Origin of the sequence: Serratia sp. FGI94 (assembly GCF_000330865.1) — a bacterium.
Classification (GTDB): domain Bacteria; phylum Pseudomonadota; class Gammaproteobacteria; order Enterobacterales; family Enterobacteriaceae; genus Serratia_B; species Serratia_B rubidaea.
The window spans coordinates 1,364,364-1,377,761 of record NC_020064.1 but is presented as its reverse complement, the minus strand read 5'-3'; the positions used below and the strand labels follow the sequence as shown (position 1 = coordinate 1,377,761).

Sequence of the window (13,398 nt, the reverse complement as noted above, 5' to 3'; positions counted from 1 at the left end):
TTACATGAGACACTTCCACTTTCAGATATATGAAGGAAAAAACCGTAAAAAGATTAATTAACATGTACCCAACCTGGACAAGTTAATACAATTAGCTTCCTTAACCCCCCCTCCCCCCCCCCCCAAAAAAAAAAAAAAAAAAAAAAAAAAAAAAAAAAAACCAAAAAAACACACTAAATATAAAATACACAATCATCAACCAGACAAATTAATTCACCAAATGAATACTTAACAGAATAATACGAAAATAACTATCAAACAAAAGTTACCTTTCACCTTTGCTTGTAAGACTGCTATAGTGAGGAAAAAACAAAATAGCATCAGGAAATACCCTCAACAGGAAAGAAAATATAAAACAAGGATATCAATCATGGCGAAACATAACATTATCATTACCCGGCTCTGGCAAACAGATAACTCAACGGTAAGCAAGTATGAGATCACCGGCAGCTCTATTAAAGGATATTTCTTGGAAAGACCCGGGCCGGATACTCAGACACCCAACCAACGGAAAAGAATTCCCGAGGGAAACTATTCACTCAAATGGCACAACAGCCATATCCCTACGGTCAGGCCTTATAACCCGGTGCCGCTGCTGTTTAATGCGATCGTACCGGAATCCCGCCGTATATTAATTCACAACGGCAACTACCCGCGCAATACCGACGGATGTTTGCTGATCGGCACCTCCCGCGGGGTGGACTTTGTCGGCAGCAGCGTCAGAAAACTTATCGAGCTGAAAAACTTCATCACCAGCAAGGGAATAAATAACTTCAGCGTGACGATCAAGTCTTGCTATTCTGCTGCCTGCCACACCCAGGAGGGATTATGATTCGAACACTGATGCTCACCCTGCTGCTGTCGCTCAGCGTGCAGCCGGCGCTGGCCACCCCGCAGACCTTCAACGGCGTGCTGCAGGCCTACTGGCTGCCGGTCTGGCATGACGACGTCAATCAGCCGCAGCTGACCTACCGCTTCTTCCCGGACGCCGCGTCGGCCGCCAAGGGGAAGGTGATCAACCTGCGCCATCCCGCGCTTGACCTCAAACGGCTGCAGCAGGATCACCCGGAATTTGTCGCCCAGCGCCAGGGGCACGTGGAGTATTACGGTACGCTGAGGGTTGACGAGCCCAGCGCGTATAACGAGTGCGGCCTGGACTTTTATGAGGCGCAGCAGGCCGTGTTCACGCCGCAAGCGCCGAGGCCTTTCGATATTAAACAGTTGGAAAAGCAAAGCGGCTGCCAGTCCTACCCTTGGCTGCTCAGCTTTCAGCTGAAAGAAGACGCCGCCGTGCTCAGAGCGGCGCCCGATAGCCACGCCGAGGCCGTCGCCCGGCTTTCTGGCGACCAGCCACTGGTGCAAATCCGGCAGGTCAACGCCGACTGGCTGCAGGTCGCGGTCTATGACGCCGCCCATCAGCCGCCGATGGGCAGCACCCGCGGCTATATTGAACTGCGTCATCTGCAGCCACTCAACTAGCGCGCCGCAAAAAAAAGCGCCTCCCGCAGGAGGCGCCTGTTAACCTGGCTATCCGCCGCGCGTTATTCGCCACGCACCCGCTGCGCCAACCCCTTCAGGAAGTAACGCAGCATCTGGTCGCCGCACGGGCGATAGTTTTTGGTGCCCGGTTTGCGGAACAGCGCGCTCAGCTCCGGCTTGGAGATGCGGAAGTCCACCGCGGTGAAGATCTGGAACAGGTCGACGTCCTTCAGTTCAAACGCCACGCGCAGCTTCTTCAGCACCAGGTTATTGGTGATCGGCAGCTCCAGCGGCGGCGCAGGAAACTTATCGTCCTTGCCACGTTTGAAGTACACCAGGCCGTTGAGGAAATGCCCCATTACCTCATCCGGGCACTTCTGGAAGCCCGGTTCGCCTTCCTTGATGATGTAAGCGCCCATCGCCGCGACGTCAACGTCGAAATCGTCCAGTTTGGCGATTTCCGCCATTTTTACGTCGTTGATTTTCAGCATGTAACGCACGCTGCGCAGGACGTCATTGTTAATCATGGCATTGCCTTTAGCGGGGGTAAGCGGATGATGTGCAGCGGGTAAGCCACTGCCGCACGTCAGAATCAAGTGCGGCAGTATAGGGACAGGCGCGCGGTTTCTCAATCGATTTGGCGTTTCGCCTGATACAGCGGGATATCTTCGCCGATAATATACTTATTGCGCAGCAGCGAGGAGATTTTATCCATCGTCATCACCACCGCCACCAGCACCAGGGTGATAAACATCACCACGTCCCAGTTCCACAGCCGCATATTCTCCGCGTACACCAGGCCGATGCCGCCGGCGCCGACAAAGCCGAGCACCGCCGCCGAGCGGGTGTTGGACTCAATCTGGTACAGGCTCAGCGCCAGGAAGGTGGGGAAAGACTGGGTGAAGATGCCGAAACGGTGCTTCTGCAGGCCGTTGGCCCCCACCGCCGTCAGCCCGCGCCCCGGCGACTTCTCCACCGCCTCGTGCCCTTCGGCATACAATTTGCCCAGCAGCCCGACGTCCTGCATCACGATCGCCAACACCCCAGCCAGCGGCCCCATCCCTACCGCGCGCACAAAGATCAGCCCCCAGATCGCCATATCGATGCCGCGCAGCACGTCCAGCAGCCGGCGCACCACGGCGGCGAGCGGCCGCAACAGCGGCGTGGCCATCACGTTGCGCGCGGCAAAGAACGACAGCGGCAGCGCGATCAGCGACGCGGTAAGCGTGCCGGCGAACACAATGCCGAGGGTGATAAAGATCTGCTGGAAGTAGTAGCCAAACGGCCAGTTGAGAAAATCATGCCAGACGAACATGCGCATAAAGTAGCGGCCAAGCTGCTGGCAGCCGGTGACCAGCTGCGGCCAGGCGATGCCGAAGAAGTGGAAAAACAGCAGGTAGTACAGCACAAAGGCCGCGCCGATCAGCGCCAGTGTGCGCAAATAGCGCCGCTGCTGGCTGAATATTTCCCGGTGCTGCTGGCGCAGCGTGTGCAGCCGTTCTGCACTTACCGTTTGTTCGAACATTATTTTCCGCCCTCCACCACGCGTTGACGCAGTTTGCCGGAGCTGTAATCCAGCAGCGACACCACCACAATAATCAGCAGCAGCGTCATGCTGACCTGATCGTAACGGTCCAGTTTGATATTGGTCATCAGCTCCTGGCCGATGCCGCCCGCCCCCACCAGCCCGAGAATGGTCGACTGACGGAAGTTGATCTCCAGCCGCATAAAGCTGTAGGACATAAACACCGGCTTCACCTGCGGCCACAGGCCGAAACGCATCCGCTGCAGCGGCGTGGCGCCGCAGGCGGCCAGGCCGCGCACCGGCTTCGACGACGCGGTTTCCAGCGCCTCATAGAACAGCTTGGTCAGGCTGCCGACGGTGTGCAGCGCCAGCGCCAGAAAACCGGGGATCGCCCCGATGCCGAACGCCATCACGAACATCACCGCCCAGGCCAGCTCCGGCATGGTGCGCAGAAAGGCCACCAGCGTGCGGATGGCAAAGCGCAGCCACGCCGGGCTGTGGGTATTGTTTGCCGCCAGAAACGCCAGCGCGCCCGCCACCAGCACCGAGCACAGGGTCGCCGCCAGCGCCAGCTGCAGGGTCTCCCACAGCAGCGGCAGCTGGATATGCAGCCGGTAACCCCAGTACGCCAGCGATCCTTCGGTATGGCCGTCGGCAAACAGCAGCCGCCAGTGCAGCACCGGCACGGTTTCCGCCAGATAATCGAAGAAGTTGGGCAACGACACCCAGACGGTATGCAAATTGAACTCGGCCAGCGTGCCGGCGCCGAGATACAGCCCCGCCAGCAGCAGCGACCAAAGCAGCGTTTCACGCTTCTGCTTGCTGCGGATCCGCTGGTAATAATGCGCAAAATCGGTATTCAACGTGGAGGTCCATCCGTCATCAACAACATGATCGCCCGGCGCGCGATCGGCGCCGGACGGCGGGAGAAGATCAACGCTCGCCTTTCGCCAACGCGCGTTTGAGGTCGATTACCGGCTGATACTCCGCCAGCGTGGTGTCTTCGATATGCTGCTTGCCGCCCATCGCCTTCACAAAGCAGGCGTGATCCTGTTTATCCAGCTTCCTGATGGCGGCAACCAGTTTGGTTTTGAACTCCGCCGGCAGCGCGCTGCGCACCAGGATCGGGCCGTTCGGGATCAGCGGCGACTGCCAGATAATGCGGATCTTCTTCATCAGATCCGGCTGGTCCATGCGGATCAGGCGGGTAAAGGCGCCGCTGGTATAGCCGCTGTTGTAGTCGCCGATCATCGAGGTCCAGGTCACCGCGCCGTCAAACTGGCCGTTCACCACGCCGAGGATGTCCTGCTCGTGGCCGCCGGAGAAGGTCACATTAGAGAAGTAGCCGTTATATTTGTTGTCCGCATTGCCGCCGAACTGCTTTTTAAAGTCGTGGTCCGGCATCAGGAAACCGGAGGTGGAGTCCGGATCGGCAAAGCCGAAGGATTTCCCCTTCAGATCCTCCAGCTTCTTATACGGGCTGTCGGCCTTGACGATCACCACCGAGTGGTAGCCGCGCGAGTTATCAACGTCATCCACCGCGATCCCCACCAGATCTACCGCCTGCGGATCCTTGATATGCACCGAGGCGAACGACGCCGGCGACATGCTCAGCACCATATCGATCTTGCCGCCGAGCAGCCCCTGGATCACGCCGGAATAGTCGGAGGAGTTGCGCAGTTTGGTATCCACGCCCAGCTCTTTATCAAAAAACTGCTTCACGCACTGGTTATCGCCGATCTGCTGGGTGGCGTTCTGCCCGCCGAGAATACCCATATTCAGCTCTTTGGGCGCGTCCGCCGCCGCCGCGCCGCCGGCCATCAATGCGCCGCTGACCAGCGCGCTCAGAATCGCTATTTTTTTCATCATCTCATGCCCTGTGTGTGTGTAAAAATCACGGTAAAAACGTACACGCCGCTCTCCGGCGATCAATGGATCTGGCTCGCTTCCTCGCCGTACAGCCGGTGCAGAATCTGCTCGTCGAGCTGCGACGGATGGCCGTCAAAAATAATTTTTCCCTGAGCGATGCCGATCACTCGCCCGCAGTACTCTTGCACCAGTTCGACCGAGTGCAGGTTGACCATTACCGCGATGCCGTCTTCGCTCACTTTGTGCAGCGCGTCCATGATGCGCCGGGTGTTTTTCGGATCCAGCGACGCCACCGGCTCATCCGCCAGCAGGATCTGCGGGTTCTGCATCAGTGCGCGGCAGATCGCCACGCGCTGCATCTGGCCGCCGGACAGGTTTTCCGCCCGCTGCAAAGCGTGCGGCAGCATATTGAGCCACTGCAGCAGTTCGATAGCGCGCGCCCGGTCGGCATCGTCGAAAATCTTGAAGAACGATTTCAGCGTCGAGGTGTGGCTGAGCCGTCCCAGCAGCACGTTGGTTATCACGTCCAGCCGCGGCACCAGGCAAAAATCCTGGAAAATCATGCCGCAGCGGGCGCGCCAGCTGCGCATCTCTCGCGCCGACAGCTGGGCGATATCCTGCGTCGCACCCTGCGGGTCGATATGCAGCATCTCGCCGCAGCTGGAAGGAATGGTGCCGTTCAGGGTATGCAGCAGGGTCGATTTACCGGCGCCGGAGCGGCCGATCACCGCCACAAACTCACCGGCGTGCAGAGAAAAGTTGATATCGTCCAGCACACGCTGCTGCGCCTTATAGGCTTTGCCCAATCCTTTCACTTCCAGAACTTTGCGCCGCGTACGGGTCTGCACGGGCGGGAAGTCGCTCGGTGCCAGTTTTAATAGTGCCTGAGCCATATGCCGTATCTCATTAGGTTGGCGATGGGTGATGGGCACCTATTTAGGGATAAATTTATGACACTGGGATGATGGTTTGATGGCGGGGAGGTGACGGCGGTGTGATATCTCGCCCGGCCGGCCGGGCGAAAAACGGCGCGCTCAGCGGAAGTGGATCACCCCCTTGATCAGCGCGCGGTTGTTGATAACGTCGCGCTCATAGCGCTCGGCCAGGGTGTCAAAGGCAAAGTGGTGCGACAGCATCATTCCGGCGCTGATTTTTCCCGCCGCCATCAGCCGGCCGACTTTGGCGAAGTCTTCATGCGTCGCGTTGCGGCTGCCCATCAGGGTGGTCTCTTTTTTGTGAAATTCCGGGTCGTTGATGCTGAACTCCCCTTTAAACAGCCCGACGAACACGATGCTGCCACCGTGGCGAATCAGGTTGACGCAGTGATTCATCGCCAGCCGGTTGCCGGTGGCGTCGATCACCTTGGCCGCCAGCATGCCGGAAAACTGCGCGCGCAGCGCGGCGTCGAAACCGGCGTCCGCCGGGTCCAGCGTCGCCACCTCCAGCACCTGCGCCGCGTGGGCGCGGCGTTCCGCGCTGGTATCGGCCACGACTACCTGCGCGCCGTCGGCGCGGGCGATCGCCGCCACGCCCAGCCCGATCGGCCCGGCGCCGACCACCAGCAGTTGATCGCCCGGCGTCACCGCCGCGCGCCGCACCGCATGGGCGCTGATGGCGAACGGTTCAATCAGCGCGGCGCTTTCCGGCGCCAGATCGTCAACCGCCAGCAGGTTGCTGACCGGCACGCTGAGGTATTCACAGAAACCGCCGTCCTGATGCACGCCGATCACCGAAATATTTTCGCAGCAGTTGCCGCGGCCGCTCTGGCAGGCGCCGCAGCCGCCGCAGAACAGGTAAGGCATCACCGCCACCCGCTGCCCGACCCGCCAGCCGGCGACGCCGTCGCCCAGGCCGACGATATGGCCGCAGATTTCATGACCCAGTACCCGCGGGTAGGCGAAAAACGGCTGATTGCCCGCCCAGGCGTGAATATCGGTGCCGCAGATGCCGACGGTATGTATCTGCAACAGCGCCTCGCCCGCCGCGGCGGTCGGCACCGGTCGCTGTTGATAAACCAACTGCTTCGGCTGCTGGCAAATCAGTGTGTTCATTGTGCTCATGATGATTCCTCCCGTGATCTGGCGTTTGTTATTCAATAAAAAACGCCCGCGCTGCGCTTTTCCCCTGCCGAAGTGTGATTCATCGCCAAATAAACCGTTTTAAATTGGTTTTAAATGCCAGAAAAAACCGCAGAGGAACGTGATGAGCAGAACGCAAAACCTGCGGCAGACGGTGATCAATCAGATGATTGACGGCATGATTCAGGGGCACCTGAGCTCACCGCTGCCCTCCCAGGCCGCGCTGGCCGAGATGTACAACATCAGCCGCACCACGGTGCGCCACGCGCTGGCGCACTTCCAGCAGAGCGGCGTGCTGGCGCCGCAGGACGGCGGCTACGCCATCGTGCGCCTGCCGCAGCTGGAAGAAGGGTTCGACTGCCGCGAGCAGTCGCCGGTTGCGCAGAGTGAGCGCTTCGAGCAGGCGTTCTTTCAGCTGATTAACCAGCAGCAGCTGCGCGCCGGTGACAATTTCAGCGAGCTGCAGCTGGCGCGTCAGATGAACGTCAGCCCGGTGGTGGTGCGGGAGTTTTTGCTGCGCCTGAGCCGCTACCGGCTGCTCGACAACGTCAAACGCGGGCAGTGGTGCCTGAAAACCTTCGACCGCCAGTATGCCGAGCAGCTGTTCGAACTGCGCCAGATCCTGGAAACCCATGCGCTGTCGCGCTTTCTCAACCTGCCGGCCGGCGACGCGCGCTGGCTGCAGGCCAGGGAGCTGCTACGCCGCCACCGAGAGCTGCGCGACACCATCAGCCAGCACTACCGGCAATTTTCCTCGCTGGACAGCGACTTCCATCGCCTGATCCTCTCCGCCGCCAATAACCCGTTTTTCAACCAGTCGCTGGAGATTATCTCGGTGATTTTCCACTTCCACTATCAGTGGGACGCCCGCGATCTCAAGCAGCGCAATATCATCGCCATCGAGGAGCATATGGCGATCCTCAGCGCGCTGATCTGCCGCAACGACCAGCAGGCCACCCACGCGCTGCACCGCCATCTCGACAGCGCCAAACAGTCGATGATTCGCTCCCTCGCCCGCCCCGCCTCCTGACGCCCATCCGGTAATAAAAAACCGATAAAAAACGGGAAAAGCCTATCTGCCGCACGGAACCCGCACGCCCCGGATTCGGCGGCGAAACGCGCCATTTAGGCTGATTAACGGCCAACGCTGGCCTTCCCTACATCCCGGGCTATCCCCCAACGATAAATATTATTAACGTGGAATTCTGGAGACAATGATGGAAAAAACGCATACCGCCCCCCGCCCGACGGCCGCCGAGCCGGACGCGGCCGACACGATCGTTCCCATGCCTCCCGACGGCGCGCTGGTGCGCTCCGCACGCCTTAAAAAAATTCAGACCACCGCGATGCTGCTGCTGTTTTTAGCCGCCATCATCAACTTTCTCGACCGCAGTTCGCTGTCGGTCGCCAACTCCACCATCCGCGACGAGATGGGGCTGAGCGGCACGGAAATCGGCCTGCTGCTGTCGGCCTTTTCGCTGGCCTACGGCCTCGCCCAGCTGCCCTGCGGCCCGCTGCTGGATCGCAAAGGGCCGCGTATTATGCTGGGCCTCGGCATGTTCGTCTGGTCGCTGTTCCAGACGCTGTCCGGCATGATCCAGAACTTTACCCAGTTTATCTGGGTGCGCATCGGGCTGGGCATCGGCGAAGCGCCGATGAACCCGTGCGGCGTCAAGGTGATCAATGACTGGTTCAATATCAAACAGCGCGGTATGCCAATGGGCATTTTCAACGCCGCCTCCACCATTGGCCTGGCGATCAGCCCGCCGATCCTGACCGCCATGATGCTGGCGTTCGGCTGGCGCGGCATGTTTATCACCATCGGCCTGCTGGGCATCGCCCTGTCCATCGGCTGGTACCTGCTGTACCGCAACCGGCAGGACGTCAATCTCAGCGCCCAGGAGCAGAGCTACCTCAACGCCGGCAGCGTCAGCGCCCGCCGCGAGCCGATGAGCTTTAAGGAGTGGCGCGCGCTGTTCAGAAACCGCACCATGTGGGGCATGATGATCGGCTTTAGCGGCATCAACTACACCGCCTGGCTGTATCTCGCCTGGCTGCCCGGCTACCTGCAGACCACCTACCATCTGGATCTGAAAAGCACCGGGCTGCTGGCCGCCATTCCGTTTCTGTTCGGCGCCGCCGGCATGCTGTCCAACGGTTATGTCACCGATTTTCTGGTCAGACACGGCATGGAGCCGGTTAAGAGCCGCAAGCTGTGTATCGTCTCCGGCATGCTGCTGTCCGCCGCCTTTACCTCGGTGGTGGCGCAGGCCACCACCACCAGCAGCGCGGTGACGCTGATCGGCATGGCGCTGTTCTGCATCCACTTCGCCGGCACTTCCTGCTGGGGGCTGATCCACGTGTCGGTCACCCCGCGCATGACCGCCTCGGTGGGCAGCATTCAGAACTTCGCCAGCTTTATCTTCGCCTCGTTCGCGCCGGTGGTGACCGGCTGGATCCTCGATACCACCCACTCGTTCAGCCTGGCGCTGACCCTGTGCTCCTGCTTTACCCTGATCGGCGCGCTCTCCTACCTGCTGGTGGTGAAACGCCCCATCACCGACGCCCGCTGATACTGCCGGCGGCGCGCCTCTGCGCCGCCCTGCTGAGCAGAAGGAAAGCGTTACATTGCCGGCGTTGCGTTCCCGCCGCGCTGCGCTAGGGTTAAGCCATTACTTCACAACAGGAGCGCATCATGAAAATCGGATTTGCCGGGCTGGGCGGTATGGGCCGCGCCATGGCCCATAATCTGCTGCAGGCCGGTTACCCGCTGACGGTGTGGAACCGTTCGCCGCAGGCGGCGCAGCCGCTGGTCGACGCTGGCGCACAGTTGGCGGCGCAGCCCGCCGATCTGGCCGGGGTCGATATCTTGTTCACCATGCTGGCCAACGACGCGGCGCTGGAGCAGGTGGTGGTGACCAGCGGCCTGCTGGCGCAGATGCAGCCCGGCGCGGCGCACGTCAATATGGCGACCATTTCCGTGGCGCTGGCGCAGCGGCTGGCGGCGCTGCATCAGCAGCACGGCGTCGGCTATCTGGCGGCGCCGGTGCTCGGCCGCCCCGACGTCGCCGCCGCCGGCCGGCTCAATATTCTGGCCGCCGGCGACCCGGCGCTGCTGGCGCGGGTGCAGCCGCTGCTCGACGTACTGGGGCAACGCACCTGGTCGTTCGGCGAACGGCCGGAGCAGGCCAATATCGTTAAAATCGCCGCCAACTTCACGCTGGCGAGCGCCATTGAGGCGATGGCGGAAGGCAGCGCGCTGGTGCGCAACCACGGCGTATCCGGCGCGGATTACCTGCAGATGCTGACCGGCACCCTGTTTGCGGCCCCCGCCTATCAGGGCTACGGCGCGCTGATCGCCGCGGAGAACTATCAGCCGGCGGGTTTTAAACTGACGCTGGGGATGAAGGACGTGGGGCTGGCGCTGGAGGCCGGCGGCAACAGCCATACGCCGCTGCCGTTCGCCAGCGTGCTGAAAGATAATTTTCTGGATGCGATCGCCCATGGCGAGGGCGATCTGGACTGGGCGGCGCTGGCCAACGTGGCGGCGCGTCGCGGCGGTCTGTAAGACAAAGCGGAGCGCCGGGCGGCGCTCCGCGTTAGATCAGAACTGAATCTCCGCCGCGGGTACCGCGCGGGTTAATACGCTCAATCACCGCGTCGGCATCCGCCGGCGGCGGTACTTATGCACATCAATAATCAACAACGCTGATTGCATAACGCTTCGCCCAATAGGTAGAAAAACCGATTCACGCTAGCGGCTGACGCGGCCGGAAGATGTGGTCCACGCCCTGCTCACGCAGCCGGGTGACCAGCTCATGGCCGCCGTTCGGCGTCGCCTGCGCCAGCTCGCGCTCGCCGGCGAACACCGGGCTGGCCCACAGCAGATTGACCGGGTCGCCCTGCTGTGGCGGCAGCGTCAGGTACTGCTGGTGCGGATAAAACGACGACGACAGCAGGTAGCCTTCATAGCCCTGCGGCGCCACTTCCGACGCCAGCGTATGCCCTTCGCCGAACCAGGTGATCTGCGCCCAAGGCACGTGCGCCACGCCGGCCAGCGCGCTGGCCATCTGCACCGCGTTCTCTTCGTTCATGTACTGACCGTCGATGGCGATCCCCATCTCAATACGCCGATGCAGGGACGCGTCGTCGTTAAACAGAATCTCCATCCACGGCATCGGCCGGATGCTGACGCCCATGGTGAGGAAATAGTAGATGCCGTCGCGCTCGTGCTGAGTGATTGCCATCGGCGGCCACTTGCCCTGATCGATGGCGTAATACTTCACCGACGGGCCGAAATGCTGTTCGTAGCGCGCCATATACTCGCTCTGCATTTTCGGCCACGGGTTGCCCTCTTCACGCTGCCAGCGCCGCCAGAACTGACGGGTGGCCTCGGCCTGCGCATATTGCGTGTTGGTGGAGGCGGAACCCAGCGGATAGGCCAGCGGGCTTTCTTTGATGCAGCTGGCCGAATAGCACACCGAATGGTCGATATACAGGCTCCAGCCGGGGATCACCGCCAGCAGTTGGCCGTAATACCACAGCGCCGCGCCGTCGTCGCTTTCGTTCCAGATAACCTGCAGGCCGTCCGGCTGCAGCGGCGCTTCGCCCTCCAGGTTACGGCAAAACTCGGCGGCCAGCATCGGCGGCTGTCCCATCTCCAGCGCGGCGCGGTCTTCCTGCAGCGGCGCGGCCGCCAGATTGCGCAGCCAGCAGGCGCGCACCTGAAAACGCTCGCTGAAGGCGTCGGCAGGATAAATATAAAAATAGGCGGCCCGGTGATCTTGCTGAACCACCGCCATCAGCGTCTGGTTATCATTACTGACTTCAGCAAGTACATATGACTCGTTCATATCACCTCAATAGGGGTCACGGCGCAGCGATCAAGGGTCGCTGCGCACTGTCCAAAATCGTCAAAGCTGACGCTTCAACCATAAAGGATACAAAAGGATTTTTGCTTTTCGCCAGTGTAAAACGCATTCCGGCGCACAATCACGCGTAAAAGTCTCAAAAATTCAGCGAGTACGCGAATTTTTCCGCTATTTTCGCTGCGGCGGAATTCAACGTATAGTGAGACCAGTGTAACTCAGGAGACGGAAATGATAACAATCAGGGAGCGTATTGCGGCGGATAATCCGCAGCTGGTGGCGATCTGGCAGCGTTCGGTGCGCGCCACCCATCACTTTATCGGGGAACAGCAGCTGACGGAGCTGCAGCCGCTGGTCGAGCAGTATCTACCGGCGCTCGAGGTCTGGGTGGCGGAGATCGCCGGGCAGGCCGCCGGCTTTATCGCGCTGGATGACAATAAGGTGGAGATGCTGTTTATCGACGCCGGACAGCGCGGCAAAGGCCTCGGCAGCGCGCTGCTGGACCACGTACAGGCGCGCCGCGACGGGCTGGTGCTGGATGTCAATGAGCAAAACCCGCAGGCGGTCGGCTTCTACCAGCGCTACGGCTTTGTGGTGACCGGGCGTTCACCGCGGGACGGCCAGGGTAACCCCTACCCGCTGCTGCATATGGCGCTTTCCCCGCGCTAACGGCGCAGGACGGGGTCAGACCGGGTTGCCCACCTGGCTCAGGCGCGGCCAGAGCATCATCAGGGTGTCCACCAGGCGCAGCAACTCTGCGCGGCTCGCCCCTTCGCGCGCCTGCACCGACATGCCTTCAATGGTGCACATTACATATTTCGCCAGCAGCGCGGTATCGGTCTTCGCCAACAGCTCCCCCTGCTGCACCTTACGGTCGAAGCAGGCCTTCAGGCTGGCTTCCTGCGCATGGTGCTTGCGCAACAGCAGCTGTGCTATTTCGTCCGACGAGGCGGAGAGCGCGGCGGAAGCGCAGACCATAAAGCAGCCGGACGGCGTTTCCGGGTCGGTAAACACTTCGGCGGAAGAGCGCACATAGGCGTCAACGATTTCGGCAATCGGCAGCGGCTGTTCCAGCAGCTGATTGGTGCAGGTGGTGTACTTGCTCAGGTAACGCTCCACCGCCGCGCGGAACATCCCTTCCTTATTGCCGAATTCGGCATACAGCGTCGGCGCTTTGGCGCCGGTTACCTCAACCAGGTCGGACAGCGAGGTGGCGTCATAGCCGTGACGCCAGAACAGTTCCAGTGCGCGGTCGAGTGCCAGGTCGCGATCAAACTGTTTCGGTCTGCCGCGGGTTTTCTTCGCAGCAACCTCTTCTTTGATAGTCATAATCCCTCTCATCTTGCGCGCCGCGTCAGCGCCGCCAAATTAAATTAACGCTCATTATAAAAAAATATTGCGGCGACGTCGAGAAGCGACTAACATTTAGTTATCGAACGTTATCTATATACCGCCGTTCACATCAACGTTGTTGCTGATACGCCCTTATAAAAGCACAATCAATTGAAATAACTAAAATAATTTCCTGTGATAGCGATACCCGCCCGGTTGCCAACGGCGGGATGACTGCGCTGTCGCA

14 protein-coding genes are annotated in these 13,398 nt (G+C 60.4%); 6 read left to right on the top strand and 8 right to left on the bottom strand.

From position 1 onward, the window contains the following. Positions 1-370: 370 nt before the first annotated feature. Both D781_RS06335 and D781_RS06330 read left to right on the top strand, forming a co-directional pair. Positions 371-832 carry a DUF5675 family protein gene (locus D781_RS06335; protein ID WP_015671485.1) on the top strand — a complete coding sequence of 154 codons (462 nt, stop codon included), beginning with the start codon at positions 371-373 and terminating at the stop codon, positions 830-832. Continuing rightward, entirely contained in the window at positions 829-1,479 is a 651-nt protein-coding gene (locus tag D781_RS06330; RefSeq protein WP_015671484.1) for a hypothetical protein, read from the top strand. Before D781_RS06335 ends, D781_RS06330 begins: the two co-directional genes overlap by 4 nt. Positions 1,480-1,541: 62 nt before the next feature. On the opposite strand, the gene D781_RS06325 is transcribed toward D781_RS06330, so the two are convergent. The 6 genes from D781_RS06325 to D781_RS06300 all read right to left on the bottom strand — a co-directional run bounded on the left by D781_RS06325 (position 1,542) and on the right by D781_RS06300 (position 6,933). Beyond that, complete coding sequence (locus D781_RS06325) at positions 1,542-2,006, bottom strand: DUF1456 family protein (RefSeq protein ID WP_015671483.1); 465 nt, start codon at positions 2,004-2,006, stop codon at positions 1,542-1,544. 101 nt (positions 2,007-2,107) lie between these two features. Further along, positions 2,108-3,004, bottom strand: coding sequence for a phosphonate ABC transporter, permease protein PhnE (gene phnE / locus D781_RS06320; protein ID WP_015671482.1), 897 nt, complete (start codon positions 3,002-3,004; stop codon positions 2,108-2,110). Beyond that, positions 3,004-3,867 carry a phosphonate ABC transporter, permease protein PhnE gene (gene phnE / locus D781_RS06315; RefSeq protein WP_015671481.1) on the bottom strand — a complete coding sequence of 288 codons (864 nt, stop codon included), beginning with the start codon at positions 3,865-3,867 and terminating at the stop codon, positions 3,004-3,006. The genes phnE (D781_RS06320) and phnE (D781_RS06315) overlap by 1 nt, the downstream gene beginning before the upstream one ends. Positions 3,868-3,937: 70 nt before the next feature. Beyond that, complete coding sequence (gene phnD, locus D781_RS06310) at positions 3,938-4,870, bottom strand: phosphonate ABC transporter substrate-binding protein (protein ID WP_041412018.1); 933 nt, start codon at positions 4,868-4,870, stop codon at positions 3,938-3,940. A 62-nt stretch (positions 4,871-4,932) separates the two neighbouring features. Continuing rightward, positions 4,933-5,766, bottom strand: coding sequence for a phosphonate ABC transporter ATP-binding protein (gene phnC, locus D781_RS06305; protein WP_015671479.1), 834 nt, complete (start codon positions 5,764-5,766; stop codon positions 4,933-4,935). A 141-nt stretch (positions 5,767-5,907) separates the two neighbouring features. After that, the gene (locus D781_RS06300) at positions 5,908-6,933 is read right to left on the bottom strand and encodes a zinc-binding alcohol dehydrogenase family protein (RefSeq protein WP_015671478.1); all 1,026 of its coding nucleotides are present in this window, start codon (positions 6,931-6,933) and stop codon (positions 5,908-5,910) included. Between the two features lie 142 nt (positions 6,934-7,075). On the opposite strand from D781_RS06300, the gene D781_RS06295 reads away from it, so the two are divergent. The 3 genes from D781_RS06295 to D781_RS06285 all read left to right on the top strand — a co-directional run bounded on the left by D781_RS06295 (position 7,076) and on the right by D781_RS06285 (position 10,519). Next, positions 7,076-7,981: a GntR family transcriptional regulator gene (locus tag D781_RS06295; RefSeq protein WP_015671477.1), complete on the top strand. Its 906-nt coding sequence runs from the start codon at positions 7,076-7,078 to the stop codon at positions 7,979-7,981. 187 nt (positions 7,982-8,168) lie between these two features. Next, positions 8,169-9,524: an MFS transporter gene (locus tag D781_RS06290; protein ID WP_015671476.1), complete on the top strand. Its 1,356-nt coding sequence runs from the start codon at positions 8,169-8,171 to the stop codon at positions 9,522-9,524. Between the two features lie 122 nt (positions 9,525-9,646). Continuing rightward, entirely contained in the window at positions 9,647-10,519 is an 873-nt protein-coding gene (locus D781_RS06285) for an NAD(P)-dependent oxidoreductase (protein WP_015671475.1), read from the top strand. A 181-nt stretch (positions 10,520-10,700) separates the two neighbouring features. Here D781_RS06285 and D781_RS06280 read toward each other — a convergent pair whose 3' ends face one another. Further along, positions 10,701-11,804 (bottom strand): suppressor of fused domain protein, encoded by a 1,104-nt coding sequence (locus tag D781_RS06280; protein ID WP_015671474.1) that lies wholly within the window; start codon positions 11,802-11,804, stop codon positions 10,701-10,703. Between the two features lie 246 nt (positions 11,805-12,050). On the opposite strand from D781_RS06280, the gene D781_RS06275 reads away from it, so the two are divergent. Then, positions 12,051-12,488: an acetyltransferase gene (locus D781_RS06275; RefSeq protein ID WP_015671473.1), complete on the top strand. Its 438-nt coding sequence runs from the start codon at positions 12,051-12,053 to the stop codon at positions 12,486-12,488. A gap of 15 nt (positions 12,489-12,503) precedes the next feature. On the opposite strand, the gene D781_RS06270 is transcribed toward D781_RS06275, so the two are convergent. Further along, a complete protein-coding gene (locus D781_RS06270; protein ID WP_015671472.1) occupies positions 12,504-13,148 on the bottom strand; it encodes a TetR/AcrR family transcriptional regulator in 645 nt (214 codons plus the stop codon). Positions 13,149-13,398: the final 250 nt, after the last annotated feature.